The organism is Nesiotobacter zosterae (assembly GCF_033843645.1).
Classification (GTDB): Bacteria; Pseudomonadota; Alphaproteobacteria; order Rhizobiales; family Stappiaceae; genus Pseudovibrio; species Pseudovibrio zosterae.
This window is the reverse complement of record NZ_JAWXVZ010000005.1, coordinates 280,515-306,281: the sequence shown is the minus strand read 5'-3', so window position 1 is coordinate 306,281 and position 25,767 is coordinate 280,515. Positions and strand designations below refer to the sequence as shown.

Sequence of the window (25,767 nt, the reverse complement as noted above, 5' to 3'; positions counted from 1 at the left end):
ATGATCTTTCAGAGGGTTGGTGATCAAAGCAGGCACTGGGGCAGTGTCTGCTGCTAAACTGCGAGAAGCTTATGAGCAATGGGGACGATTTTCTGCGTACGATCGCTTATGGCGAGACCGCGCTAGATTTCATCAAAACCAATAGTTTGCCTGCATATCCGCGCAACTATGAGCTGTGGTACAGCTACGCTTCTGGCTTCAATCAGTCCCTCAATCGGGCCATCAATAAAATCATCGAGAAAAACGGCAAGATCACCGCTGATGAAACGCAGAAGATCTACAACCGTTTTCTGTCTCCCAACCGCTTGGGGGAGCGCATCGATGACGTTGGCGAACAGATCTCGATTGAGGTCAAAAATCTGCTGGCATCGATTGATAGCGGCAAGGTCGCAACCGACGAGTACGGCGGAAGGCTTCGCACCGCACTTGAGTCACTTCAAGAGGTGAATACGCGGGAGGAGCTTGAGCAGGTCATTCGCGGCCTGATCAATGCAACCACCGCCACAGCTGAAACCAACGGCGATCTCAAGAACCAGCTCATTTCGGCGCGCAAGCAGATTAGCACCCTAAGGGATAGCCTTGAGGCCATTCGCTACGAAAGCCTCACAGATGAGCTGACAACCCTCAACAACCGCAAGCATTTCGATCAGTCTTTGGAAAAAGAGTTGCAGGAAGCGGCCAATACTGGCCGCCCGGTTGCCCTACTCCTAACTGATATTGATCACTTTAAGCAGTTCAACGACAACTATGGTCACCAAACCGGCGATCAGGTACTGCGACTTGTGGCGCTGTCGGTAAAACAAAACATCAACAGCCACGACATCGCCTGCAGGTACGGTGGAGAAGAGTTCGGCATCATCATGCCGCATTGTACGCTGGAGAAAGCCAAGGAAGTGGCTGAACGTATTCGACGAACAGTGACCTCCAAGGAACTTGTAAAACGATCCACCGGTGAAAATCTGGGGCGTATTACAATCTCGATCGGCGTTGCCATCTCCCACCCCGATGACACACTGCATTCGATCGTATCGCGAGCAGATGATGCTCTTTACACAGCAAAGAATGCTGGGCGAAATTTGGTGAGATCTGAAAAAGACATCGACCGCGGCCCCGCCAAAAATCACGTGGCCTGATCACTCCTCATAGACTGGCCGAACGTTGAACTCCGTCCATTTAGCGAAGTAACGATGCCTTGCCTTGTCTGGGTTTTTGGAGACAGCTTTGGCTTTTTCCGCCCACTCTTTCAGTGTTTGATGTTCCAACTGAACGAAATGAGGAACTGAGTAGTAAGGCAAAGCGAAGAAACTACCAAAGCATTTGTGAATGTAGGGGGTCTGCCCTTGCTTCAGGTAGTCGGCGACGTTGCTGCACCCTGCCCTCAGATAGAGCTGACTTTCCTTCACCAAACCGAACATGGTGGCTTCATGGAAGATGCCTGTTCCCCCAAACATCTCCCGCGTTCGCACTCCGTCGAGAGTCTTCAGGTAGTTCAATGCAATCCTACTGAAACCAACTGTCATAACACCACGCCATCCACCAACTTTCCCAATGATGGACTCGTGCGACCGATTATCGCAATTAGCCGTAGGACTGATTAAAATTTATCTTATGCAATTTCCACAATGTTCATCGAGTAGGTAAGCGCTTCAGACCCATTTGCCAAAAATCTGTCTCCAACCTTGTCGCTTGATCAAAGATGGTCACGAGACGCTGGAACTGGTCGGCCTCAATATGGCTTGGTGCAAGTTCATCCAGCTCGGCGATGGCGTGGCTTCGAAGCTCCTGATACTCAGCACCGGCATATTCGCTTATCCACTCAGCATAAGGGTTGTCTTTTGCCAGCGCCCCAGGCACCTCGGCCAGGCGTTCCGCAATTTCACCATAGCCAATGACGCAGGGTGCCAGTGCAATCTTGAGATCGAGCAGATCACCACGCATACCGGCTTCTAGAACATAGCTGGTATAAGCCAGCGTTTCTGTCTCCAAGGGTGTTTGCTCAAGATCTGCGGGAGACAGCCCCCACCTTTCGCAAATCCGGACATGGAGATCCATCTCCACCTCGAGCAGTCCCTTGAGCCCGAGAAGATTGCTACGCATCTGCTTGAGATTTCGGCTTTTATAAATGGCGAGCGCATAGGCGCGAGAAAAGTCGATCAGGAACAGATAATCCTGGACCAAATAGGTCTGGAATGCTTCCTTAGGAAGGGTCCCTGCGGCCATCTGCTCCACAAAGGAATGATGAGTGTACTCCCGCCAGCTTTCGCTGGCGGCATCTTTTAGGCGATCAAAAAGTTTCATGATGTTCAATTCGCGAGCGGCGCGCCTTCAGACGGGCGAAGCTCAACAGATTCACCACAGCCACAGGCAGACACCTCGTTAGGATTTTTGAAGGTAAACCCAGAACGGAACTTGGTTGTTTCAAATCCCATTTCGGTGCCAAGGAGGTACAGGACTGCTGACGGATCAACGAACACCTTCACGCCTTTGTCCTCAACCAGATCATCGCCCGGCTTGTGTTCAAAGGCCAAGCTCATATCGTATTCCATGCCGGCACAGCCACCCTTCTTGACACCAATGCGCAAACCAAGCGCGCCGTCGGCATCACTCAGCAGCTCGCGCACTTGCTCTGCGGCTTCGTCGGTCAGAGACAGAACCTGAAACTTGGCTGCATTCATCATAACTGTGCTGTTCCTCTCTCAGAGGGCCTCATACCCGTATTAGAAGAAGTTCAACGCCACACGCGCTTCGTCAGACATGCGGCTGGGATCCCATGGTGGATCAAACACCATGGATACATCCACGTGCCCAACGCCTTGTACGGAGGCGACTGCGTTTTCAACCCAGATCGGCATTTCTCCTGCAACCGGGCAGCCCGGTGCCGTGAGGGTCATGTCAATCTTAATGGAACGATCGTCTTCGATGTCCACCTTGTAGATTAGGCCCAACTCATAAATATCGACCGGAATCTCCGGGTCATACACGGTCTTAAGCGCACCGATAATGTCGGTAGTCAACCGCTCCAACTCATCTGCCGGAATGGCAGATTGCTGAGTGACTTCGGTGGCCTTGATTGGCTCGCCGGAGAACTCACTCACTGCTGGCTGTTCACTCATCGCTCTTCCTATCCAAATAACCTCAGGGCCTTGTGCAACGCTTCGACCAAAACATCAACTTCTCTAGTTGTGTTGTAGAGACCAAAGCTCGCCCGGCAGGTGCTTGTTACACCATATCGTGTCAACAAAGGCTGTGCGCAATGGGTTCCGGCTCGAACCGCGACGCCTTCCCGGTCAATCACCATGGAAACGTCGTGAGCGTGGACCCCTTCTATTTCGAAGGAGAAGATTGCGCCTTTATTCGCCGCATTGCCGAAAATCCGCAGAGAGTTGATTTCCGAAAGCCGCTGTTGGGCATAGTCTCTCAGCACCAACTCGTGGTTCGCTATGTTTTCGCGACCGAGCGCTTCAACATACTGAATCGCGGCTCCTAGGCCAATGGCCTGCACGATCGGCGGTGTGCCTGCCTCAAAACGGTGTGGCGGATCTGCATAGGTAACCGTGTCTTCGTAGACGTCCTTGATCATCTCACCGCCGCCATTGAACGGGCGAAGACGATCAAGAGCCTCAGGCTTACCGTAGAGAACGCCGATACCGCTTGGCCCATAGAGCTTATGGCCGGTAAAAACATAGTAATCACAGCCAATGTCCTGAACATCGACCGGCATGTGGACGGCCGACTGGGAACCGTCCAGCAAGACCTTGATCCCGCGATCCTTGGCCAGCCCGCAGATCTCTTTTACCGGAACCACAGTGCCAGTTACGTTGGACATGTGGGTCACGGCAATCAGCTTGGTACGATCTGTGATGAGCTGCTCAACCGCATCAACGGTCAGATTGCCCTCCTCATCAATCGGTGCCCACTTGATGACAGCGCCTTTGCGCTCCCGCAAGAAATGCCAGGGCACGATGTTGGAGTGGTGCTCCAGAATGGAGATGATGATTTCATCGCCTTCTTGGATCTCATCCGCCAAGCCATAGGAAACCGTGTTGATGGCCTCCGTGGACGACCGGGTAAAGACAATCTGGTCGATACTTGAGGCGTTCAGAAAGGCACGTACGATCTCACGAGCGCCTTCGAAGTTATCCGTCGCCGTATTGGACAGATAATGAAGCCCACGGTGAACGTTCGCATACTCGTGGGAATACGCCTTTGTGATCGCATCAATTACCGCCTGCGGCTTTTGCGCAGACGCGCCATTATCCAGATAAACCAACGGCTTTCCGTGAACTTCACGAGACAAGATCGGGAAGTCCTTTCGGACTTCCTCGACATTGTAGCCTGTGTTTACTGGTTGGCTTGAAGGGATATTCATTTTCTCATTCCTCAGAACCGAGCAACGCGCGCAGCTGTGTTTCCAGCAGAGCAACAACACGCTCGTTCTCGATCTCTTCAATGGCCTCTGCCAAAAATGCCAGTACAAGCATTTTGCGCGCTTCGGCCTCAGGGATCCCGCGGGCTCGCAGATAGAACAACAGATCTTCGTCGATCTCACCGGTGGTGGAACCGTGCGCGCACTGTACATCGTCGGCAAAGATCTCAAGCTCAGGCTTGGCGTTCATCTCAGCTTCCTCAGAAAGCAAAAGAGACTGCACCATCATCTGGCCATCTGTCTTTTGTGCATCCGGCCGCACAATGATCTTACCCTGGAAAACCGAACGTGCCTTATCTGCAATGACGGACTTGTAAAGCTCACGGCTCTCGCAGTTCGGCACCGCATGATCCACAAACAACGTCACATCCGAGTGCTGGGTATCGCCCAAAACAGAGATGCCTCGCGCACCAAGGTTGCTCTCTTCGCCCTCAAACTCAACAAACAGCTGAGTACGAGACAGATCGCTACCGGCATTCAGTGTGAAGTGGTTCACATCTGCATGCGCACCAATCTTCAAGGCCACACTGTCCAGATGCTGCGCCTTGCGGCTTTCATCCTGCAACTTGATGAAGGTTGCGGTTGCCTTGTCCCCAACACGAATTTCTGTAGCCGCGTTCGTCTGGTACACCGCATCCGCCTCACCGACAAACCGTTCCACGACAAGGACCGATGCGCCGTTGCCAACCACGAAGCGATTGCGCGGATATGTTGCCTTCTCCGCACCAGTGGTGATGTGGGAGATCTCGATCGCGGTGGCGACTTCCACTCCCTCAGCGACCTCGATGGACACACCCTCCTGCTGGAACGCTGCATTCAAGCTGATGATGGCATCCTTGGCCGGAAAGAGTGAGGCACCCTCTGCAATTGGAGAGATCGTTACACCTTCCGGAAGCACACCTGAGGACAGATCCGCTCGATAGTAGCCATCCACGATGGCGATACGAGCAGTTGCACCATCATCCAGAAGCTCTGGCAGTGCAACGGCTTCACCAGCGTTCGCGGCTGGCGCAAACGCCTGCCGCATCTTGGCGCGCAGATCGGTGTAGTGCCATTCTTCCACTCGGCGATGAGGAAGCCCGGCCTCTTTGAACTCGGCAAAGGCTTTCTCGCGCGTTTCTGCAGAAACGCCACCCTGATCCTTTGCAAGACCTGCAAACTGTTCAATCAGGCTGGCTTCCGCTTGGGTTTCCTGAACCCGTACTTCAGCGTTCATATTTCACCTCACCTAATTAAGCAGCTTCTTCGCCGACGTAATCCGCATACCCATTGGCTTCCAGCTCAAGTGCCAGCTCTTTGCCACCAGACTTCACGATCTTGCCCTTTGACAGAACGTGAACAAAGTCCGGTACGATATGGTCAAGCAGACGCTGGTAGTGAGTGATGACGATCATGCCGCGGCTTGGGTCGCGCAGCTTGTTAACGCCTTCAGACACGATACGCAGGGCATCAATATCCAGACCTGAATCCGTTTCATCGAGCACACACAGAGTTGGCTCCAGAAGCGCCATTTGCAGGATTTCGGCGCGCTTTTTCTCACCACCGGAAAAGCCAACATTCAGCGGACGGCGGAGCATTTCGGGGCTCACATTCAGGTCCTTTGACTTTTCCTTGACCAACTTCATGAATTCTGGTGTCGGAAGATCTTCCAGACCACGAGAGCGACGCTGAGCATTCAGCGCGGTCTTCAAAAAGGTCATGGTTGCAACACCTGGAATTTCGATCGGGTACTGGAAGGCCAGGAACATACCGGCAGCCGCGCGCTCATCGGCGCCGAGCTCAAGCATGTCTTCACCGTTGTAGGAGATTGACCCCTCGGTGATCTCATAGTCTTCCTTACCGGCCAGCACGTAGGAGAGAGTGGACTTGCCGGAACCGTTTGGCCCCATGATTGCGTGCACTTCACCCGGCTTTACAGTGAGGTCGATGCCACGGAGGATTTCGTTGCCTTCTACGTGGGCGTGCAGGTTTTTAATCTCTAACATTTCTCAGATCCTGTTTAGTCTGACGCGCCGCTTTTAAGCTTCGCCGTCCCAATAGTTGACGTGGTTTTCACTTTCTCTCCCGCAATGACGCAACCGTCCTCCGGGCTTGTAACTGGTGACCTGAAACTTGCCGGAGTCTGGGTATTCGCAGACTTCCGTCTCAGATTTGTTGGCAATGGCCAGATATTTAAGGGTCATTGAACCTGTGTTGATGATCTGGTGCGCGGTCTCAGGACCGCCTGTTGGTGCACCAAGCACATCTCCTGCGGAGAATGACACTTTGTTTTGCCCGTACCTGTATGTGCCTTTCCCTTCCAAGATAACGAAGATCTCCTCTTCATTGTGATGGCAGTGAAAAGGGCAAGCAGACTTGCCGGGCTGTACTTCGTTGTAACCGATGCCAAGCTTTTTCAGCTTCAGCAGGTCGCCAAAGGCGGCATCCTTTGCTGAAAAGAAGTCGCCCTGGCTCCAATCATCAAGAGCAAGCTCAGACAGAGTAGCAATCGGCATGTCCGAGGCACTCATCAACCTACTGATCCCTCAAGACTGATCCCGATGAGCTTTTGTGCTTCCACGGCAAACTCCATTGGAAGCTGCTGGATCACGTCACGCACAAAGCCATTCACGATCAGCGCCACAGCTTCTTCCTCATCAAGACCGCGGGCCTGACAATAGAACATCTGATCATCAGAGATCTTGGAGGTGGTTGCTTCGTGCTCGAACACAGCCGTTGCGTTCTTGCTCTCGATGTAAGGCACGGTATGCGCGCCGCACTTGTCACCAATCAACAGCGAGTCACACTGAGTGAAGTTTCGCGCGTTTGATGCCTTGCGGTGCGCTGAGACCTGACCGCGATAAGTGTTCTGAGAAACACCTGCGGAGATGCCCTTCGAGATGATACGGCTTGAGGTATTCTTGCCGAGATGGATCATCTTGGTGCCACTGTCCACCTGCTGGTGGCCATTTGAAATGGCGATTGAGTAGAACTCACCAACGGAGTTGTCACCGCGCAGGATACAGCTTGGGTACTTCCAAGTGATGGCAGAGCCTGTCTCAACCTGTGTCCATGCGATCTTGGAGTTCTTGCCACGGCAATCTCCACGCTTGGTCACGAAGTTGTAGATACCGCCCTTTCCTTCTGAATCGCCCGGATACCAGTTCTGAACAGTCGAGTACTTGATTTCCGCATCATCAAGCGCAACCAGTTCCACAACAGCCGCGTGCAGCTGGTTTTCGTCGCGCTGAGGTGCCGTACAGCCTTCCAAATAGGAGACGTAGGAGCCCTTTTCAGCGATGATGAGCGTGCGCTCAAACTGGCCGGTGTTCTGCTCGTTGATACGGAAGTAAGTGGACAGCTCCATGGGGCAGCGCACGCCCTCTGGGATGTATACGAACGAACCGTCAGAGAACACAGCTGAGTTCAGCGTGGCATAAAAGTTATCGGAAACCGGTACAACGGAACCGAGGTACTTCTGGACCAGCTCTGGATGCTCACGAATGGCTTCAGAGATCGGACAGAAGATCACGCCAGCTTTTGCCAGCTCTTCCTTAAAGGTGGTCGCGACAGACACACTGTCGAACACGGCGTCGACTGCAACGCGGTGCTCAGGCGCAACGCCTGCGAGGATTTCCTGCTCTGAAAGCGGAATACCAAGCTTCTTGTAGGTCTCCAGAATTTCCGGATCCACTTCGTCAAGGCTCTTGAGGCCTTCCTTGGCTTTAGGCGCCGCATAGTAGTGCAGCTCCTGAAACTCCACAGGCGGGTAGTTTACGCGGGCCCAGCTTGGCTCTTTCATGGTCTGCCAGCGCTTGAAAGCCTCAAGACGCCAATTCAGCATCCACTCCGGCTCTTCTTTCTTTGCAGAAATGAAACGAATAATGTCTTCGTTCAGACCTTTTGGAGCCAATTCGGACTCGATGTCTGTCACGAAGCCGTACTTGTATTGATCTACGTCGATCGCTTTGACCTGATCAATTGTTTCCTGGACTGCCGCCATAATCTACTCCGTATGCGGGTTATCCGCTTGGAGAACGCTTTTGCGTTCCGTTATTTATCTTCGACTGTTTGCCAACTTTGACGTTGGTTTAAGTGCCCTAATTCGTTGTAGTCACTGGACCGGCATTCAGACCGCATTGGCCTGTTTCTGCCGTGGGCCCATGCGCTCGTAAATGCGCTGCCACGCCCTCAACGCCGTATCCAAATCTTCCGGTCTTGTCGCCCAACCCATACTCAAGCGGATCGCACCGCGAGCAGCCTGTTCGTCAACCCCCATCGCGGTGAGGACATGGGACACACCCACCTTGCCGGAGGAACACGCCGATCCGGAAGAAACCGACACGCCTGACAAATCAAAAGAGATCAGCGCGGTCTCTGCTGGAACGCCCGGCACAGAAAAGCAAGTAGTATTACCTAGACGTGGCGCATTTTCACCAAAAATCAAGAGGTCTGGGTAGTTGGATTTCAATTTGTTTTCAAAGTCTTGCTGATATTCCACCAACCTCAGAGAACCACGCTCTGAACAAGCCGCTTCGCTTGCTGCTGCAAAGCCCGCGATGCCTGCCGTGTTTTCCGTACCCGCACGGCGCCAACTTTCCTGACCACCGCCAGTAAAGAGAGGCGCTGGACGCAGAATGCCTTTCGCCAAGACAAGCGCACCTACCCCTTGAGGGCCACCGATCTTGTGCGAGGAGATTGAAAGCGCCTGACAGCCGATCATGGCCATGGACAGATCAAGGCGCCCGGCTCCTTGAACCGCGTCTACGTGAAACAAGTGACCGGCGTCCTCAACAATCACACCGATCTCTTTCAAGGGCTGTATGACGCCGGTCTCGCTGTTGGCCGCCATAACTGACACGAGAGCTGTTTCGCCTTGCGGCACGGTCGCCAGGCTGTCCTGCAGTGCCGCAAGATCCACACGCCCATCGCCATCCACCGGCAGAACATTGACGTGATCTGCAGCAAACCTGCCACCAGCAAGAACAGAAGGATGCTCAACAGCGCTTACAAACAGGTGCTTCACGTCAAACGGCTTGCCATCTCTCATCCAGACAGGAGAAAGTGCTGTGACGTTTGCTTCAGTCCCACCGCTGGTGAAGATGACGTTCTGCGGATCCCCATCAACCAAAGCCGCAACACTCTCGCGTGCTCTTTCAATAACGCTGCGCGCGCCGCGGCCATTTGCATGGATGGAAGATGCATTTCCGGGAGAAGCAAAAACCTCCCGCATGGCCGCAAGAGCCTCTTCGCGCAACGGGGCTCCGGCATTGTAATCAAGATATGTTCTGTTGTTCTTCAAGACAGTAATCTCTGCTTGCTCTTTGACCCAATTGCACCGTTACCCGTCTTACAAAGCGATGCCAGCTCCAGCAAATCGACGCTTTGTGAGAAGTTGCGAGAATCATTCAGGGTTCTTGCTTGCGATATACCGCGCACTCATTTAAATGAGCGAGTAGGTTTGTTGGCGAAGCACCAACCTCTTTCGAATAATTCTAAACTGGACCCTATTAAACCTGCGTTTCTGAGTCAAGTTTTATCGGAAAGCAGATGCGCGGTCTATACATTCAGCTGTGAAAACAGCCCGTAACCTAGAGGGATTTCTCGCGCCTATGCCTGAGGTGATCTTTAACGGCCCTGCCGGACGACTGGAAGGACGCTTCCATCCTGCGAAACAGCGCAACGCGCCGATCGCACTGGTACTGCATCTGCACCCGCAATTCGGCGGCACGATGAACAACCAGATCGTCTATCAGATGTACTACATGTTCGCGAAGCGTGGCTTTGCGGTTTTGCGTTTCAACTTCCGTGGCGTGGGCAGAAGCCAAGGTCAGTTCGACCATGGTCAGGGTGAACTTTCTGATGCCGCTGCGGCGCTTGACTGGGTGCAAACTGTACATCCAGATGCACGCGCTTGCTGGATCGCTGGCTTCTCCTTTGGCGCTTGGATCGGAATGCAACTGCTTATGCGTCGCCCGGAAGTAGAAGGATTTATTTCCGTCGCACCACCAGCCAACCTTCACGACTTCTCATTCCTTGCACCTTGCCCCTCTTCCGGCCTGATCATCCACGGCGATCAGGACAAGGTCGTGCCGCAAAAGGACGTGCAGGCTCTGGTGGATAAGTTGAAAACCCAGAAGGGTATCACGATCGATCACCAGATCATTCCGGGAGCAAATCACTTCTTTGAAGACAATGTTGATGTTCTGATGGAGGACTGCTCCTCGTATCTCGACAAGCGCCTAGGACTGATCAACGAAGAAATGTAAGGCCCTCGTCCTCAGGGCGAAGACCAACAAAAAACCCGGCTCTGCAGGCCGGGTTTTTTCGTTGTTCGAAACTTTTCATCAGTCGCCAGGGGACCAGGCTTCATAGTCGCCAGTCACACGCGGGCGGCTCTCCGGTGTAAGGATGGAGCCTTTTGGACGATACGCGTTGGGCGTACCCGTCATGTTCGGCACATATGCAGCTTCCCATTCGCGGGGCTTGTAGCTGTCCTCGGTTGGCGGCACGTCGGTTCGGTGATGCATCCACCCATGCCAGCCAGCAGGAATGCGAGAAGCCTCTGCCGTGCCATTGTAAAGCACCCAGCGGCGCTTACCTGCACGCTCACGGTAGTACTTGTTGCCAAATTCGTCTTCGCCGACAAACTCACCCTTGCGCCATGTGAAGAAGCGCGTTCCCATGGTCTGGCTATTCCACCACGTGAACAGCTCGAGCACCCATTGCTTCATAGCGGCAGCTCCTAATCGTTTTTCCGCTTACCGGTTCGCTTTGGGCGCGAATATGGCCCCATGACACGCGTCTGTCCACCCTTTGCGCCTAGTAAAAGAGACTATGCACCGGAACCAGGGTCTTTTGGACGCCGCCCTTCGCCAAATGCGCGCGACGAACGCTCCTTTTGCGTACGAGGCTCGTCACGCTGCGCATCACGATCTTTATCCGCCTCAAAGTCAGGATGAAGGATCAAGGAAGCAAACTCGTGCGCGGCGAGCTTGGCCTTTCGGTCAATCATCTCCTTGTTGGCAGTCTTGTTCATTTCTTCTGCCCTGAGCAATGCCGCGTATTTTTCCTCACCTTGATCGAGAAGTTCCCGGACGCCCTCCACGATAAGACCACCATCGTCGGATTCGATGATTTTCCGAGCGTCCCTGGTCACCCATTCCAGAGTTTGCTGCAGACCGGCGGCGGAGAGCGGCTTGGCCAATACATGATGCGCCCCTGCCCGCATCGCCTTGCTGATGAGGCCGCGCGTCCCATGAGCGGTCACAAAGATAAGCGGAACATGGGTAAGTGGTGCCATCTTCGGGTTCCGCAGCAGGCACAACATCTGGTAGCCAGAGACGGGCTGCATATGCCAATCACTCAAAATGAGGTTCGGCGGATCCGCAAACATCTGTGGCACCGCTTCTTTGGGAGAATCGAAGATGCGGAACCGTTTCACCTTCATGGTATTCATGAGGCTTCTCAGAATCGTCTGTGCCGCGCGCGAGTCTTCAACAATCGCGACATCCAACTCCGAAATCTGCTTGCCATAGGCTCTATGGTGCTCGCCCAAATCGCCGACCTTTCTGCCAAGACCCCGCGCCTTTGCGCGGTTCCGCTCTGATATCCCAAAACAATTACCAGCACAGCCTTGTGCCAGTATAAAACACAGGCGTTTTCCACCCGTTTTCTGCTGGTCAATCCATTAGAATTTCTCCCCAGCTTAATTCAATGGGCACAGCTTGGTAAATCCACTCACTTCCACATGCTGAAGCACACCGGAAAACAGCCATTACAGCAACCTTTACCGGCCATTTGTTAACCTGGCTAAACCACAATATCTGGTGGGGCCAACAATTTTTAAAGCACCACACTTAGCGCCCCACCGCTTGACGCCTATGTCCGATTCAATCTACTTTTGCCCGGTGTTCGGGGTCGGGGCAAATCGGCGCGTTCTTGCCGAGCGTTCTCTATAAATACGAAGTTTGATCGGTGCTTGCGTTTCTTAAAATGAAATCGAGCAGCCGTAGACTTTTGCGCGAGCAAGACCTACCTATTGTGTGTTAACCAAAAATAAACACAACATATGGTAGGGCTTGCGCAGATTTATCGTGAATGTGTCTCGACCATACTATATTGGCAACCAGCTTCGTGATTAACACCTGATCCAGCGGCGGAGACGGGCGCGAAGCAAATTTCTTACCCGTCACCAGTGTGGCATGCTGGTGGCTTGTTAAGGGGGCATGTATGAAGATCGAACGGCGCTATACGCAGGAGGGGCAATCCCCCTACGCCGATATCGAGTTCCGCGAAGCAACGAGCGAAATCCGCAACCCGGATGGTTCCGTTGTGTTCCGCCTGGAGAACATTCAGGTACCAACTCAGTTTTCACAGGTCGCCTCCGACATTCTTGCGCAGAAGTACTTTCGCAAAGCCGGTGTGCCGGCCCGCCTGAAGGCCGTGGAGGAAAACTCCGTGCCTTCGTGGTTGTGGCGCAAAAAGCCTGATACCCGCGCTCTGAAGGATCTGCCTGAAGAAGAACAATTCGGATCTGAAACCGACTCCCGTCAGGTATTCGATCGTCTTGCCGGCACTTGGACCTACTGGGGCTGGAAAGGCGGCTACTTTGACAGCGAGGCCGATGCTCAAGCGTTTTTCGACGAACTACGCTACATGCTGGCGACCCAAAAGGTGGCGCCGAACTCTCCGCAGTGGTTCAACACCGGCCTGCATTGGGCCTATGGCATTGATGGTCCAAGCCAAGGCCACTACTACGTGGATCATGAAAGCGGCAAGCTGACCCGCTCTTCTTCTGCTTACGAACACCCACAACCGCACGCCTGCTTCATTCAGTCCGTAGACGACGACTTGGTGAACGAAAACGGGATCATGGACCTTTGGGTTCGTGAGGCACGCTTGTTCAAGTACGGTTCTGGTACCGGCTCCAACTTCTCTCGCCTTCGCTCTTCTGGCGAAAAGCTTGCTGGCGGCGGCAAATCCTCCGGCTTGATGAGCTTCCTGCGCATTGGTGACCGCGCAGCTGGCGCCATCAAGTCTGGTGGCACCACCCGCCGGGCTGCCAAGATGGTGGTGGTCGATGTGGACCATCCTGACATTGAGGAATACATCAACTGGAAGGTGACCGAAGAGCAGAAGGTTGCGGCTCTCGTGACCGGTTCCAAGATCTGCCAGAAACACCTTCAGGCGGTCATGCGCGCCTGCGTGAACTGTGAAGGTTCAGGCGACGATTGCTTCGACCCAAAGAAGAACCCTGCCCTCAAACGCGAAATGCGGGCGGCAAAGAAGGCACTGGTTCCAGACAATTACATCCAGCGCGTGGTTCAGTTTGCGCGTCAGGGTTACAAGACCATCGAGTTTCCGACCTACAACACGGATTGGGACTCTGAAGCCTACCTGACCGTAGCGGGCCAGAACTCCAACAACTCCGTTCGCGTGACAGACGGCTTCCTCGACGCTGTCACCAACGACGGCGACTGGGATCTCGTCGCCCGCGTCAAGGGCGACGTTGTGAAGACCGTCAAGGCAGCGGACATCTGGGAACAGATCGGTTATGCCGCATGGGCTTCAGCTGATCCGGGCCTTCAGTACCACACCACCATCAACGACTGGCACACCTGCCCCGCTGGTGGGGAAATTCGCGCGTCCAACCCCTGTTCTGAATACATGTTCCTGGACGATACCGCGTGTAACCTTGCATCCTTGAACCTGCTTCAGTTCCGCATGGAGGACGGCTCCTTTGACCACGAGCGTTTTGAACACGGCGTGCGTCTTTGGACCATCGTTCTGGAAATTTCCGTTCTGATGGCCCAGTTCCCTTCCAAGCAGATCGCGCAGCTTTCCTACGAGTACCGCACTCTTGGTCTGGGCTATGCCAACATTGGCGGCTTGCTCATGACCTCCGGCATTCCTTACGACAGTGAGGAAGGACGTGCGCTGTGTGGTGCCATCACCGCGATCATGACCGGCGTTTCCTACGCCACCTCCGCCGAAATGGCTGGCGAGCTTGGGGCGTTCCCGCGCTATGAGGAAAACGCAGAGAACATGCTCCGCGTGATCCGCAACCACCGCCGCGCCGCCCATGGCGAAACCGCGGGCTACGAGGGCCTGAACACCCTTCCCGTTGCGCTGGACCACAAGTCATGCCCTGAACCGATCCTGATCGATCGCGCCAAGAAAGCATGGGACAACGCCTTGTCTCTTGGTGAGAAAAACGGCTACCGCAATGCACAGACCAGTGTGATTGCGCCAACCGGCACCATTGGACTGGTGATGGACTGTGACACAACCGGCATTGAGCCAGACTTTGCGCTGGTGAAGTTCAAGAAGCTTGCCGGTGGTGGTTACTTCAAGATCATCAACCGCGCGGTTCCGGAAGCGTTGAGTGCACTGGGATACTCGGCCTCTGAAATTGCCGAGATTGAAGCATACGCTGTTGGTCACGGGTCCATCAATCAGGCACCGGCCATCAACCCAACAACGTTGAAGGCCAAGGGCTTTGATGATGAGGCACTTGAAAAGCTCGCAGGGTCTCTGGGTTCTGCGTTCGATATCAAGTTTGTCTTCAACCGGTTCACCTTTGGCGATGCTTTCCTGACGGAAAAGCTCGGCGTTCCAGCGGACAAGCTCGACGACTTCGAGTTCGACCTGCTGGCCCACCTTGGTTTCTCCAAGGCAGACATTGAAGCCGCCAACACCCATGTGTGCGGTGCCATGACCCTTGAAGGTGCGCCGCACCTGAAGGAAGAGCACTATCCGGTGTTTGACTGCGCGAACCCATGTGGTCGTATCGGAAAGCGCTACCTGTCCGTTGAAAGCCACATCCGCATGATGGCAGCGGCCCAGCCGTTCATCTCCGGCGCGATCTCCAAGACCATCAACATGGCAAATGCGGCCACCGTTGATGATTGTAAAGATGCCTACATGCTCTCTTGGAAGCTTGGTCTGAAGGCAAACGCCCTTTACCGCGACGGCTCCAAACTGTCTCAGCCGCTGAACTCTCAGCTGCTTGAAGATGATGAGGAAGAAGCCGAAGATGTTGTTGAGGCCATTGCTGCTCAGCCACAAGCTGCCCGTGCTGAAGTGATTGCAGAACGCATCGTGGAGCGCATTGTTGAACGGTCCGTGCGCACCCGCGAACGCCTGCCGAACCGCCGCAAGGGCTACACCCAGAAGGCATCGGTTGGCGGCCACAAGGTCTATCTGACCACTGGCGAGTACGAGGATGGCCGCATCGGTGAAATCTTCATCGACATGCACAAGGAAGGCGCGGCTTTCCGCTCGTTGATGAACAACTTCGCGATTGCCATCTCACTTGGCCTGCAGTACGGCGTGCCGCTTGAAGAATACGTTGACGCCTTTACCTTCACCCGTTTTGAACCTGCGGGCATGGTAATGGGCAACGACGCCATCAAGAATGCAACCTCCATTCTTGACTATATCTTCCGTGAACTGGCCGTGTCCTATCTGGGTCGCAACGATCTGGCCCATGTACCGCCAGAGGCGATCGGCTCGGCAACCGCTCTGTCTGAAGGGGACGCGGAAACTGAAAGCCAGCCGGCTGTGGTCTCTCACGGTCTTGTCCGCGGCCAGACCGAACGCTTCCGTCTGGTACCGGGTGGAGAGCCTGCCGGGCTTGCCGATGGCGAGATCGCAATCAAGAGCCAGGCCATTGCCACAGCGTTCAGCCGTGATGGCAGCGCATCGGCAGCGGCAGCGGTTGTGCAGGAAGTCGGCTTGGCAGAAGCGCAACCTCAGCCATCCGTCGCCTCTCAGGTCGCGCAGGCCCGCATGAAAGGCTATGAGGGCGAGAGCTGCTCGGAGTGCGGTAACTTCACCATGGTGCGCAATGGCACCTGCCTGAAGTGCGACACCTGTGGCTCCACCAGTGGCTGCAGCTAACGCTTCAGCCCCTTGGTGTCCCGAGCTGCATAGGACGCCCAAATTAGGCCAATAAGCGGCTCAAACGGCGTTAGATAACAAAAGAAACCCGCCCATCAGAGACGATCGGGCGGGTTTTTTGGTTTCATGGGGATGATGTGGGGTTTGGGGGCGATAGGAGACTGACAGATTTTTGCATCAGCAATTGGCGAAGCGGACACCCCTAAAAAAACAGTTTCTCGAGCCTGTTGTTTCGTCGCGCAATTCCTCAATTGACAAGTTTCACCAGCACCGGCGATCTTCTGAGGCCGTCACCTCAGTCCTAGGCGCGCAGCGGATATGCAGATAACGGAGCATACGGGAACCATGCAGGGATCCACGCTTGTTCCGACGTGTTCATTCCCACTGGCCCTGTGCCAGACCTGAACGACACTTCCAACCGCGGCACGTTATGAGGCGTTGTTTGGCAGAAGAATTACGCGGATCTGGCAAGGATGTGTTTCCACTCTCCCCAATTCCCCGCCCGCATTTCTGACTGACCCAAAGGGCCGTGAGACATGCCAGGTCGGCTCACTCCTTTGTCAAAATCGGGATCGCCATGAGGCCTTCGATTTCAATCCTAGTCGCTTCGACATCCAGCGGCTTGTACAGGCGGAAGGTGCCATTCCAGCCCTCGCTCACCGTCACGGAGTGGTCCGTGTCGCAGTTGAAGTCGATGGTCATGGTGCCGTCGCCATTGTCCTTCATGCGGTTGTGGCCGATGTAGAAATTGTCGCCCTCGATCCAGGACCCGGCATTGTAGGTGGTAAGCGAGAAAAAGCCGCCATTGTCGTAGTCAAGGTTGGGCCTGGGAAAGGTAATCGTCTGGCAATCTTCGGCTGAGCCCTGGCCATTGACGGCAGGGGTGTACTGGGCATGTTGCGGCGGCAAACCACCCCAGCCCACGGCGGCCCCGTAATAGTAGTCGTTTTGCACAACGTCATCGAGCGTTGCCCCGAAGGCGTTGAAGCCGTCGAGCGTCGCCGTGCCGTTGTTCACCTCATCAATCAGTTTCTGGCGGAACGCTTCGACCTCCTCCGCATCAAAGCCTTTGGAGGGATAGGGATTGGAGGATTTGGCGTCGATCACCATGGCCGCCTGGGCCGCCTTGGTCTCGTCCAGATCATCGCTGATCTGGGTCCGTGCCAGGATGTAGATATGGGTGCCGCCGGTCAGGCTGTCCGGCGTGAGGTCGACGGTTTCACCTGCATAGATCACGCCGTGGGTGAGATGGTTCTCGTCCATGTAGTGAATGAGCTGGAGCGCGCCGTTGGCCCGCTCGGGAATGGAAAGCGTTGCCCCTTCCGACACATCCACGACCGCCAGCGAGTAGACCACATCGGCATTGGAGCGGATGATGGTCTGGTTTTCTTCCGTTACCGGATCGTTATGGGTCCAGGTGTTCACCGGCGCTTGCGCCTGTTGGGCCGCGAAGTTCCAGTCGGTCTCAGCCACAACATAGTTTTCCGGAGTGACCGGCTCGGCCATGGCGGCCACGGGTGTCCAAAAAGCCAGTGCAGCGGCAGAGACGGTCAATTTCATGAGTGTCTTTTGCATAGTGAAGTTCCTGTTTGGCAATCGCCTGATCAATTGACTGGCTCAAAATCCGGCAGGGCGAAGCTTTTGTCGAAGAAGGCCTCTTCCGGTCCGTAGAGACGGAAATAGACAAACCAGCCGTCATCTTCGGCGGTAGCAAGATGATTGCTTTCCATGCCCTCCGGAGCACTCGGCCCGATGAACAGATCAAGGCTGCCATCTTCGTTGCGCTGGAGCTGCTCCATGCGGCTGTCGAGACTTGCGTCGGTGACCTCCGTTCCGCCGTTGTCGTAGGGCCGCCGGGTGTCCTCGGAGTAGAGCGTCAGGGACCAGAAATTCGCCACGGGAACGTCCGCCGGAACGCTCAGCTTGTAGGTCTTGTCGGCGCGCACCAGCTCGCCATTGGCGTCGCGTTTGGTGGTCATATAGACCTGACCCACGCCCGGCTTGGGGTTCACCATGCCTTCACTTGAGGTGACGGCCTCATAAAACCACACGCCGCGCTCATCCAGTTCCACCCGCTCATCGGTGATCTGCGGCACCGTAAAGTCAAAGCTCTTATACCAGGACGTTCCCTCCCACCAGGGCTCGGCAAAGCGCGGATTGGTCTGCATGTTGCGCAGCATCAACTCACCCATTGTGGCGCCACGGGTCAGGATCTTCGCCTGGCGCTCATCCGGGGCAAAGGGCTCGCCTTTCTTGATGCCGAGCGGTTCCAGCATCGCCATCCAGACCTTGTCCTGGTCGCGGACCGGCTCTTCCTGAAGAACCGCATGGAGCACTTCCCAGTAACCAAGGCCGCGGGGCGGAGTGGCCGACCAGACGGGATCCTTTCCGATGATCGGGGTGGCCGGCTGTGGTTCTTCTCCATGACGGGCGAGTTTCAGGCCGGCCTTGACTGCTTCAGCGGCTTCCGGTGACGCATCGAGAATGCGCACGCCAATGAAGAGATTGTTAGTGGCACTTTGCAGCACGAAGTCGGCCTCGCCTTCATAGGCCTTCAGATCGTCTTCCGGGCCAACGATGAGGTAGGTGCCGCCTTCACCCCTGTCCGGACCGGTCTGTCCGATGTCGGCGACCGGACGCTGCCAGGCATCCATCAGCATGCCCGCCATCGGCGCGGCAGGCACTTCGATGAAGACCGGCCCTTCCGCCAAATTGGTGAAGTTGATGACATACGGCGTGGTGAGGTTCGGCGTCAGAATGCCGCCCTTTTCGTTGAGCGACACCAGCACGGCAAAGTCGGTGACCTCACTGGCCCCGAAAGCCTCGTTCTGGGCGATCTGCCATTGCTTGTAACCGACCAAAGGTGCTGCCCAGATAAAGGACTGGACGGCACGCTGATAATCCATCTCGTCAAAGAGGGCCTGAACGCTGGCCTCGGTGACAAAATTGTCTTGAAGCTCAATAACGCCAGCCGGTGTTTCGATCGTCTCGTCCCCGGACAGCGTCGCGTTGTCCAGCGTGCGAACGTCCTGCGCCACGGCAGAAACGCCGGTTAAAAGGGAAAGGCTCAGGGCGAGGCAAGACAGCTTCATGCTTGGAACTCCTTTTCAATTCGGCCGGACCCTATCCCATGTTCCGCGTTGACCGGCGCAAAATGACCTAACGTCATTAATTCACCGTGAATGCTTGCCGGCTGACGCCACCTTGCAGGCTCTTCAATTGCGCATGATCCATCTCTCCGGCGGGAAACGTTTCGACTAACTGGTTGCATAAAACAGGCCATAGCTACTGTTGAAAATATTTTGTTGCAAAACAGATATTTAGGAGAAGGATGTCCATTTTGACCGCGCCGCCCTCACTCAGAAATAGAAAGCTATTTTGCAGAATTGGAATCGCCGTCCAAGGCAAAAGCTCAGGCTTTCCGGTCATCTGACCAAGGCGCGGCGTACGACCGCTGTCGCCCAGAATGGTCAGACCGTTGGGGACTTGGCAGGGCCGCACTAACCCTTCATTTAAATAAAACCTTGGCAGACATTTCGAAGAACCTGAGCCAAGGCTGAGATATTGGTGGTTGAAGCCAATAGGAGGCTCAAACGGCCCTGAAACCAAGGAAACCCATCAGTGGCTTGCGCAAACAAGACGACTAATGGGTCTATGAGCCCTAGCCGGATCTGTTTGTTCCGGCACTTTATTGAGCCGTGTCGCGCTTTGCTTCAATCAATGAGAAGCATGATCTGACAGGACTGAAGAGGCTATTGATGCCGTTTCGGCATGTGCATGATGCAAAGCTTTATCAACTCTAGATAGATGGATGCAAATAAAAAACTTTCCACTTTAAGACGTGAAGATCAAACCACAACCAATGACCACCAGAGCGGCGCCGATCCACGCGCCCATGGCTGGCTTTTCTCTGGTTCGCCACCACAGCATGGGCAGCAGCAACGCCGGGCTTGTGGCGGACAGTGTTGAAACGATACCCACCTCACCACCTTCCAGTGCAAACAGCAGCAGGGTCATGCCCAGGCCCATTCCTAAGAATCCAGAGAGCGCTGTGCGCCTGACAATCTGTCCTGTTAATGGGTTGGCCAGTTTGAACCGAGGATTTGGCAGTTGCATGAGCATCGTCAAACAGGTGGCTGCCACAAGGCAGCGAAGCAATGCGACCACAACAGGGTCGGCGCCTCCCTGCATCACCGGGCGGATGACAAGTGACCCAAGAGACTGGGAGAGCGCAGCCACAAGGCCAAGCGCAACGCCAACAACCACGGGCCCTTTGATGCTTTCCCATTGGTGAAGCTGATCTTTGCGCTTGCCGAATACGATGGCCAGAACAACGCCCACCACAACAGTCAGAATGCCGATGCTTGCCAAGGCAGAAAGATCTTCTCCCAAAAAGATCCAACCAAGCACGGCTGAGATTGGTGCGTTCATTGCGAACAGGATCGAGGTCCTGCGCGGCCCCATGCGGTTCAACGTCAAAAACAGGGCGGTATCGCCAAGGAAGATGCCGACGAAACCGGAGATCAGGATGATATCCAGTGTACCAAAGTCAAAGTCCAACAAGGCACCGGACACCAGCGCATACGCCAGTGTCATGGCCACGACGAACCACATACGTACGCAATTGAAACCGATTGCGCCAAGATGTGCGGAGGGGCGTGAGGAGATTAGTCCGCCGACTGCCCAGCAAAGCGCTGCACCAAGCGCGGCCATTTCGAACATAAACATGGGAAAACTCAAAAAGCGTTGGGACCAAGATTGTTAGTACGCACAAGGGCGCAAGGAAAGACTGCATTCCGGTTCCCCACCCAAATCTTGCATATGTTGCAGGTGTCGCCCGAAACGGCTCCATTTGCGGGCCAAGTTCGACGGCCGATTGGCTCACGCATGGCGTTTGTCCCATTGCATGGAATTTCGGTGTTTGCTAAACCGCGCTGAACCCTGCCATAGCCCTCGCGGTAACGCGCGAGAGATCAGACTGGATCCGCATGAACGATATTGCCATCGCCCGTGCCGCTTCCCTTAAACCGATCAGTCAGGTCGGTGAGGAACTCGGCATTCCGGAAGACGCCATCGAGCCCTTTGGTCGATACAAAGCGAAAATCAGCAATACCTATTTGGAGGGCTTGGCCGATCGCCCCCAGAGCAAGCTCATTCTGGTTACGGCGATCTCGCCCACAGCCGCAGGTGAAGGCAAAACAACGACCACCGTCGGGCTGGGAGACGCCCTCTCCCGCATCGGCAAGAAAACGGCGATCTGCCTGCGCGAACCCTCCCTTGGACCCTGTTTCGGGCTGAAGGGCGGCGCTGCTGGCGGAGGCCATGCGCAGGTGGTGCCCATGGAGGACATCAACCTCCATTTTACAGGCGATTTCCACGCCATCACCAGCGCCCACAACCTGCTTTCGGCCATGATCGACAACCACATCTACTGGGGCAATGCGTTGGAGATTGATCAGCGCCGCATTGTCTGGCGCCGGGTTGAGGACATGAACGACCGGGCTTTGCGTGAGATCACCACAGGCCTTGGCGGTATCAAGAACGGACATCCCGCAACCAGCGGTTTTGACATCACCGTGGCCTCTGAGGTCATGGCGATCCTGTGTCTTGCTGAGAACCTGAGCGACCTTGAAGAGCGCCTTGGCGATATCGTTGTGGCTCACCGCCGTGACAAGTCTCCTGTCACCGCGCGGGACCTCAATGCGCATGGGGCCATGACAGTGCTTTTGAAGGAAGCGTTGCAGCCCAACCTGGTTCAGACCTTGGAAAACACGCCTGCGCTCATCCACGGCGGCCCTTTTGCCAACATTGCCCACGGGTGCAACTCGGTCATTGCCACCAAAGCCGCCATGAAGCTGGCTGACTTTGTGGTGACAGAAGCCGGTTTTGGTGCCGATCTTGGCGCGGAGAAGTTCTTCAACATCAAGTGCCGCAGCGCGGGCCTCGAGCCTCAGGCGACGGTTGTGGTTGCAACGGTGCGGGCGCTGAAAATGCATGGCGGCGTGGCCAAAGACCACTTGGATGCGCTCAATCAAGACGCACTGCGCGCGGGCTGTGAGAACCTAAAGCGCCATATCCGCAACATGCAGCAGTTCGGCGTACCAGTTGTGGTGGCCATCAATCAATTCACTTCGGATCAACCGCAGGAGTTTGATCTCATCCGTGAGGCAGCCCGCAATTGCGGTGCCGACACAGTTCTGTGCTCTCACTGGGCGGAGGGCTCCAAAGGCACCGAAAAACTTGCAGAAGCGGTGGTTGCGCTCATGGAGACAACGCCAGCACAGTTTGAGCCGCTCTACACTGTTGAAAGCTCCATCGAAGACAAGCTGAACGCAGTTGCAACCCGGATCTACGGCGCAGAAGGTATTTCGCTCGGCAAAAACGCCAAACGTCAAATCAAAGAGATCGTGGCTCTCGGAAAAAGCACTCTTCCGGTGTGCATCGCCAAGACGCCCTATTCGTTCTCAACGGACCCTAAGAAAGTTGGTGCGCCATCCGACCACACACTTGACATCCGCGAGCTGCGTCTTTCAGCCGGGGCCCGGTTCATTGTAGCCCTTACCGGTGACATCATGACCATGCCGGGCCTGCCCAAACGTCCCGCAGCAGAACGCATCCGCCTCGATGAAAACGGCCAGATCGAGGGCCTGTTCTAGACCGGAAAATGTCATGGCGTGAGGGCGAGGCTAGTCCACATCCTCACGGCTATGACCGCGGCGAAAGCGGTCGAAATGGAGCACGGCCTTGAAATCGTGGCGGTCCGGGTCCCGATAGTGACCAAACTTGAAATACTGCGTCGGGCCTGCAAACTCATCATTTCCGATGAAGCCGGTAACTCGGGCGATAAACCGGTCGTTGGCCCAAATCTCGATGATCCCTTGCCCTTCCCGGCTCCCTTTAATGCGATAGCGCATATCCACCCAGCCTTCAGTGGGGTCTGGCAGGAAGGGGTTATCGGAGAGTTCAATATGAATGCCGGGATCATTCTTGAACTGAGCCTTGTCGTTCAAAAACGGAAACTTCGTTACATCCTGCGTCGCAATCGCTTCCTTGTACTTTTCAACCGCAACCTCATAGCTCGCAACTTCGCTCGATGCGATGGCCTTGTTCGCCTGCCTCAAGGCGTAATTGGGATCGAGCAAAAGCAACTGCTTGAACTCATTGCGAAATAGCGCAAAGTCCTGTTCGAAGCTACCAGCGGACTTGGCCACAAGCTCCCGGGTTTCATTGTGCTGAACAGTGATGTGAAAGACGCCATTGTCAAAACGCTGCGCCAGGAACGGGCTGCCACCGCTGTCTTCCTTCCACTGGCCAATCACCCATCTTGTGCTGCCCGTGTTCCAAAACCGCCCTTCAATGCGAAAGCTGAAGGAATACCAGACCTCTTCACCAAAGTTACAGCGTTTGTCATTGGCCACCCATAGCTCATGCTTCAGGTTCCCCTCTCCGTCTACCTGGTCTTCACCACTAATGGAGATGGCAAGCGACGAACCGCCCTGTCGCACGGTGATCTTGTCCAAGTTATAGGCGTGAGATGGCTGTATCCGTCGGGGGTCCCAGACTTCTTGATCGGGGAAATGGGCGAAGTCATCGGAAAGTATGGCGCACTCGCGCACCATCTGAGGCTTTTCATTTGCCATGCCTTCCCCGGAACCGGGGGTTTTGCGCGCTTCAGCGCTTTGCCCCATGATACTGGCAAGGAGAAACGCCGCGAGCAGTCCGTGAAGAACCCGTGACTTGTCGAGCGCCATGTGCGGCCCCCATTTATTGTTATAGGTCACTCTGCCAGAACGCGGAGAAGCCAAAGCGAAAGGCTAGGCTCACCCAACGTTCTGAAGGTACTATGCTGCTGATTTTGGAAGAAACAATGAAGGTCAGGGCAAAAAACCATCAAGAAGCGCATTCTCGGCTTCTTCAAGGCTCAAGTCCCTGATGCGGCGGATGGTGTCATAGCCAAAGCCGGCGCGCGCAAACTTGGCTATTTCCCTCGCCTCATCGACCTGTGTATCCGGCCGGGCAAAAGGACCCAAGCGCCGACGCCTTGCCAGTCGCAGACATGCCAGATCTTCATCGTGATCGGATTGTTCAAGCGCATCCTTGGCAATCTCGTCAGCCACACCCTTGGCCTTGAGCTCCATTTGTACGCGCCTTGAGGACTTACCCCGCGCAAGCCCTGCATTGGCTTTGACGCGAGCGAACTCAGCATCGTTGACGAAACCGTGGCCGACAAACCATAACACTGTCTCAGAGATGTCAGAGAACCACTCTTCCGGTTCCTGCTCCAACGCTTCGGCCTTCCGACGCGCTTTGCGAACCAAAACCTGCCGAAGCTGTTCTTCGGATGCAGCGTGCTTGGAAAGATAGTAGGCGGCTGCGTTTTTCAGATACTTTTTACGTCGTTCCGGCGACAAAAAAGGCCCCTGTTCAAGTCTCACCAGCAATCAGAACTGGTCACCTGAATAGAGGCCTTTCTAAAATACTTCTAGCCTACGAAAGCACGTTCCACGACAAACTCTGCTGGCTTGTTGTTGGCACCTTCGGTAAGACCGTTCTTTTCAAGAAGCACTTTGGTGTCACGGATCATTTCCATAGAACCACAGATCATGCCGCGATCCACCGCAGGATCCAGTTTGGGCACACCGAGATCATCAAAGAGTTTGCCGCTTTCGATCAGATCGGTGATGCGACCGGTGCGCGGATAATCTTCACGGGTGACCGAGTTGTAAAGGCGCAGCTTTCCTTGGGCCAGCTCGCCGATCAGCGGATCTTCGCCAATAACGGCAACAAGGTCTTCACCATACTTGAGCTCATCCACATTGCGACATGTGTGCGTCAGTATGACTTCCTCGAACTTCTCATAGGTTTCGGGGTCGCGAATGAGGCTCGCAAACGGCGCAATGCCGGTGCCTGTCGAGAACATGTAAAGACGCTTTCCTGGCACCAGCGCGTCATTGACGAGAGTACCAGTTGGCTTCTTTTTCATGAGAATGGTATCGCCGACCTCGATCTTTTGGAGATGCTGGGTCAACGGACCGTCTGGCACCTTGATCGAAAAGAACTCCAGTTCCTCATCCCATGACGGACTGGCGATTGAATAGGCGCGGTACAACGGCTTGCCATCGATCATGAGCCCGATCATGACAAACTCCCCAGAACGGAAACGGAAGCTTGAAGGACGCGTGATGCGGAACTGAAACAAGCGATCGGTATAGTGTTTGACGGCAGTGACTTTTTCAGCGTGCACGTTTTCCGGAATCGCCGCAGCCAACTCCTCACCTCTCATGATGACATTCATCTGTGTACCCATATTCTGAACGTGGTCGTCTCGGTGTTCTTGGTTATAGCTTCAGAACAAGCACCGTTCGACGTCAGCGCTGACCAAAATGAGGCAGCCTGTAGAATAATCATCTATGTCAGAGCGGTTGACTAGAACACCTCTACTTTAAAGCGCCTATAGC

At 54.9% G+C, this 25,767-nt stretch carries 23 protein-coding genes; 4 read left to right on the top strand and 19 right to left on the bottom strand.

The window, feature by feature from the left end; translation table 11 throughout:
* Nucleotides 1-71: 71 nt before the first annotated feature.
* Entirely contained in the window at nt 72-1,133 is a 1,062-nt protein-coding gene (locus Q3Y58_RS09620; protein WP_274216950.1) for a GGDEF domain-containing protein, read from the top strand.
* Here Q3Y58_RS09620 and Q3Y58_RS09615 read toward each other — a convergent pair whose 3' ends face one another.
* The 10 genes from Q3Y58_RS09615 to Q3Y58_RS09570 form a co-directional block, all read right to left on the bottom strand.
* The gene (locus tag Q3Y58_RS09615) at nt 1,134-1,520 is read right to left on the bottom strand and encodes a TfoX/Sxy family protein (RefSeq protein WP_274216951.1); all 387 of its coding nucleotides are present in this window, start codon (nt 1,518-1,520) and stop codon (nt 1,134-1,136) included.
* Nucleotides 1,521-1,626: 106 nt separating this feature from the next.
* Nucleotides 1,627-2,298 (bottom strand): thiaminase II, encoded by a 672-nt coding sequence (gene tenA / locus Q3Y58_RS09610; RefSeq protein ID WP_319622127.1) that lies wholly within the window; start codon nt 2,296-2,298, stop codon nt 1,627-1,629.
* Between the two features lie 5 nt (nt 2,299-2,303).
* Complete coding sequence (locus Q3Y58_RS09605) at nt 2,304-2,678, bottom strand: HesB/IscA family protein (RefSeq protein ID WP_274216953.1); 375 nt, start codon at nt 2,676-2,678, stop codon at nt 2,304-2,306.
* A 39-nt stretch (nt 2,679-2,717) separates the two neighbouring features.
* The gene (locus Q3Y58_RS09600) at nt 2,718-3,113 is read right to left on the bottom strand and encodes an SUF system Fe-S cluster assembly protein (protein ID WP_274216954.1); all 396 of its coding nucleotides are present in this window, start codon (nt 3,111-3,113) and stop codon (nt 2,718-2,720) included.
* Nucleotides 3,114-3,121: 8 nt separating this feature from the next.
* The gene (locus Q3Y58_RS09595; protein ID WP_319622066.1) at nt 3,122-4,369 is read right to left on the bottom strand and encodes a cysteine desulfurase; all 1,248 of its coding nucleotides are present in this window, start codon (nt 4,367-4,369) and stop codon (nt 3,122-3,124) included.
* Nucleotides 4,370-4,373: 4 nt separating this feature from the next.
* Nucleotides 4,374-5,642 (bottom strand): Fe-S cluster assembly protein SufD, encoded by a 1,269-nt coding sequence (gene sufD / locus Q3Y58_RS09590; protein ID WP_319622065.1) that lies wholly within the window; start codon nt 5,640-5,642, stop codon nt 4,374-4,376.
* A 16-nt stretch (nt 5,643-5,658) separates the two neighbouring features.
* The gene (sufC, locus tag Q3Y58_RS09585; RefSeq protein ID WP_274216957.1) at nt 5,659-6,411 is read right to left on the bottom strand and encodes a Fe-S cluster assembly ATPase SufC; all 753 of its coding nucleotides are present in this window, start codon (nt 6,409-6,411) and stop codon (nt 5,659-5,661) included.
* Between the two features lie 33 nt (nt 6,412-6,444).
* Nucleotides 6,445-6,936 carry a cupin domain-containing protein gene (locus Q3Y58_RS09580; protein ID WP_274216958.1) on the bottom strand — a complete coding sequence of 164 codons (492 nt, stop codon included), beginning with the start codon at nt 6,934-6,936 and terminating at the stop codon, nt 6,445-6,447.
* Entirely contained in the window at nt 6,936-8,408 is a 1,473-nt protein-coding gene (gene sufB / locus Q3Y58_RS09575) for a Fe-S cluster assembly protein SufB (RefSeq protein WP_274216959.1), read from the bottom strand. The genes Q3Y58_RS09580 and sufB overlap by 1 nt, the downstream gene beginning before the upstream one ends.
* Nucleotides 8,409-8,534: 126 nt before the next feature.
* Complete coding sequence (locus tag Q3Y58_RS09570; protein WP_319622064.1) at nt 8,535-9,707, bottom strand: cysteine desulfurase family protein; 1,173 nt, start codon at nt 9,705-9,707, stop codon at nt 8,535-8,537.
* A gap of 310 nt (nt 9,708-10,017) precedes the next feature.
* Between Q3Y58_RS09570 and Q3Y58_RS09565 the strand changes: the two genes are divergently transcribed.
* Nucleotides 10,018-10,674 carry an alpha/beta hydrolase gene (locus tag Q3Y58_RS09565; RefSeq protein WP_274216961.1) on the top strand — a complete coding sequence of 219 codons (657 nt, stop codon included), beginning with the start codon at nt 10,018-10,020 and terminating at the stop codon, nt 10,672-10,674.
* A 78-nt stretch (nt 10,675-10,752) separates the two neighbouring features.
* On the opposite strand, the gene Q3Y58_RS09560 is transcribed toward Q3Y58_RS09565, so the two are convergent.
* Nucleotides 10,753-11,139, bottom strand: coding sequence for an NADH:ubiquinone oxidoreductase subunit NDUFA12 (locus Q3Y58_RS09560; RefSeq protein ID WP_274216962.1), 387 nt, complete (start codon nt 11,137-11,139; stop codon nt 10,753-10,755).
* A gap of 101 nt (nt 11,140-11,240) precedes the next feature.
* On the bottom strand, nt 11,241-11,921 hold the full coding sequence (locus Q3Y58_RS09555) for a response regulator (RefSeq protein WP_319622126.1): 681 nt from the start codon (nt 11,919-11,921) through the stop codon (nt 11,241-11,243).
* A 716-nt stretch (nt 11,922-12,637) separates the two neighbouring features.
* On the opposite strand from Q3Y58_RS09555, the gene Q3Y58_RS09550 reads away from it, so the two are divergent.
* Nucleotides 12,638-16,309 (top strand): vitamin B12-dependent ribonucleotide reductase, encoded by a 3,672-nt coding sequence (locus Q3Y58_RS09550; RefSeq protein WP_319622062.1) that lies wholly within the window; start codon nt 12,638-12,640, stop codon nt 16,307-16,309.
* A 549-nt stretch (nt 16,310-16,858) separates the two neighbouring features.
* Here the strand turns inward: Q3Y58_RS09550 and Q3Y58_RS09545 are convergent.
* The 4 genes from Q3Y58_RS09545 to Q3Y58_RS09530 all read right to left on the bottom strand — a co-directional run bounded on the left by Q3Y58_RS09545 (nt 16,859) and on the right by Q3Y58_RS09530 (nt 21,037).
* Nucleotides 16,859-17,884 (bottom strand): DUF1254 domain-containing protein, encoded by a 1,026-nt coding sequence (locus Q3Y58_RS09545; protein ID WP_319622060.1) that lies wholly within the window; start codon nt 17,882-17,884, stop codon nt 16,859-16,861.
* A gap of 29 nt (nt 17,885-17,913) precedes the next feature.
* Nucleotides 17,914-19,401, bottom strand: a complete 1,488-nt coding sequence (locus Q3Y58_RS09540; RefSeq protein WP_319622059.1) for a DUF1254 domain-containing protein — start codon at nt 19,399-19,401, stop codon at nt 17,914-17,916.
* A gap of 193 nt (nt 19,402-19,594) precedes the next feature.
* Nucleotides 19,595-19,918, bottom strand: coding sequence for a hypothetical protein (locus Q3Y58_RS09535; RefSeq protein WP_319622057.1), 324 nt, complete (start codon nt 19,916-19,918; stop codon nt 19,595-19,597).
* A 225-nt stretch (nt 19,919-20,143) separates the two neighbouring features.
* Nucleotides 20,144-21,037: a DMT family transporter gene (locus tag Q3Y58_RS09530; protein ID WP_319622056.1), complete on the bottom strand. Its 894-nt coding sequence runs from the start codon at nt 21,035-21,037 to the stop codon at nt 20,144-20,146.
* A 260-nt stretch (nt 21,038-21,297) separates the two neighbouring features.
* Between Q3Y58_RS09530 and Q3Y58_RS09525 the strand changes: the two genes are divergently transcribed.
* Nucleotides 21,298-22,965, top strand: coding sequence for a formate--tetrahydrofolate ligase (locus tag Q3Y58_RS09525; protein WP_319622055.1), 1,668 nt, complete (start codon nt 21,298-21,300; stop codon nt 22,963-22,965).
* Nucleotides 22,966-22,995: 30 nt separating this feature from the next.
* Here Q3Y58_RS09525 and Q3Y58_RS09520 read toward each other — a convergent pair whose 3' ends face one another.
* The 3 genes from Q3Y58_RS09520 to Q3Y58_RS09510 all read right to left on the bottom strand — a co-directional run bounded on the left by Q3Y58_RS09520 (nt 22,996) and on the right by Q3Y58_RS09510 (nt 25,604).
* Nucleotides 22,996-24,060, bottom strand: a complete 1,065-nt coding sequence (locus Q3Y58_RS09520; protein WP_319622054.1) for a heparin lyase I family protein — start codon at nt 24,058-24,060, stop codon at nt 22,996-22,998.
* A 123-nt stretch (nt 24,061-24,183) separates the two neighbouring features.
* Nucleotides 24,184-24,720, bottom strand: coding sequence for a regulatory protein RecX (locus Q3Y58_RS09515; protein ID WP_319622053.1), 537 nt, complete (start codon nt 24,718-24,720; stop codon nt 24,184-24,186).
* Between the two features lie 71 nt (nt 24,721-24,791).
* On the bottom strand, nt 24,792-25,604 hold the full coding sequence (locus tag Q3Y58_RS09510) for a ferredoxin--NADP reductase (protein WP_413697802.1): 813 nt from the start codon (nt 25,602-25,604) through the stop codon (nt 24,792-24,794).
* Nucleotides 25,605-25,767: the final 163 nt, after the last annotated feature.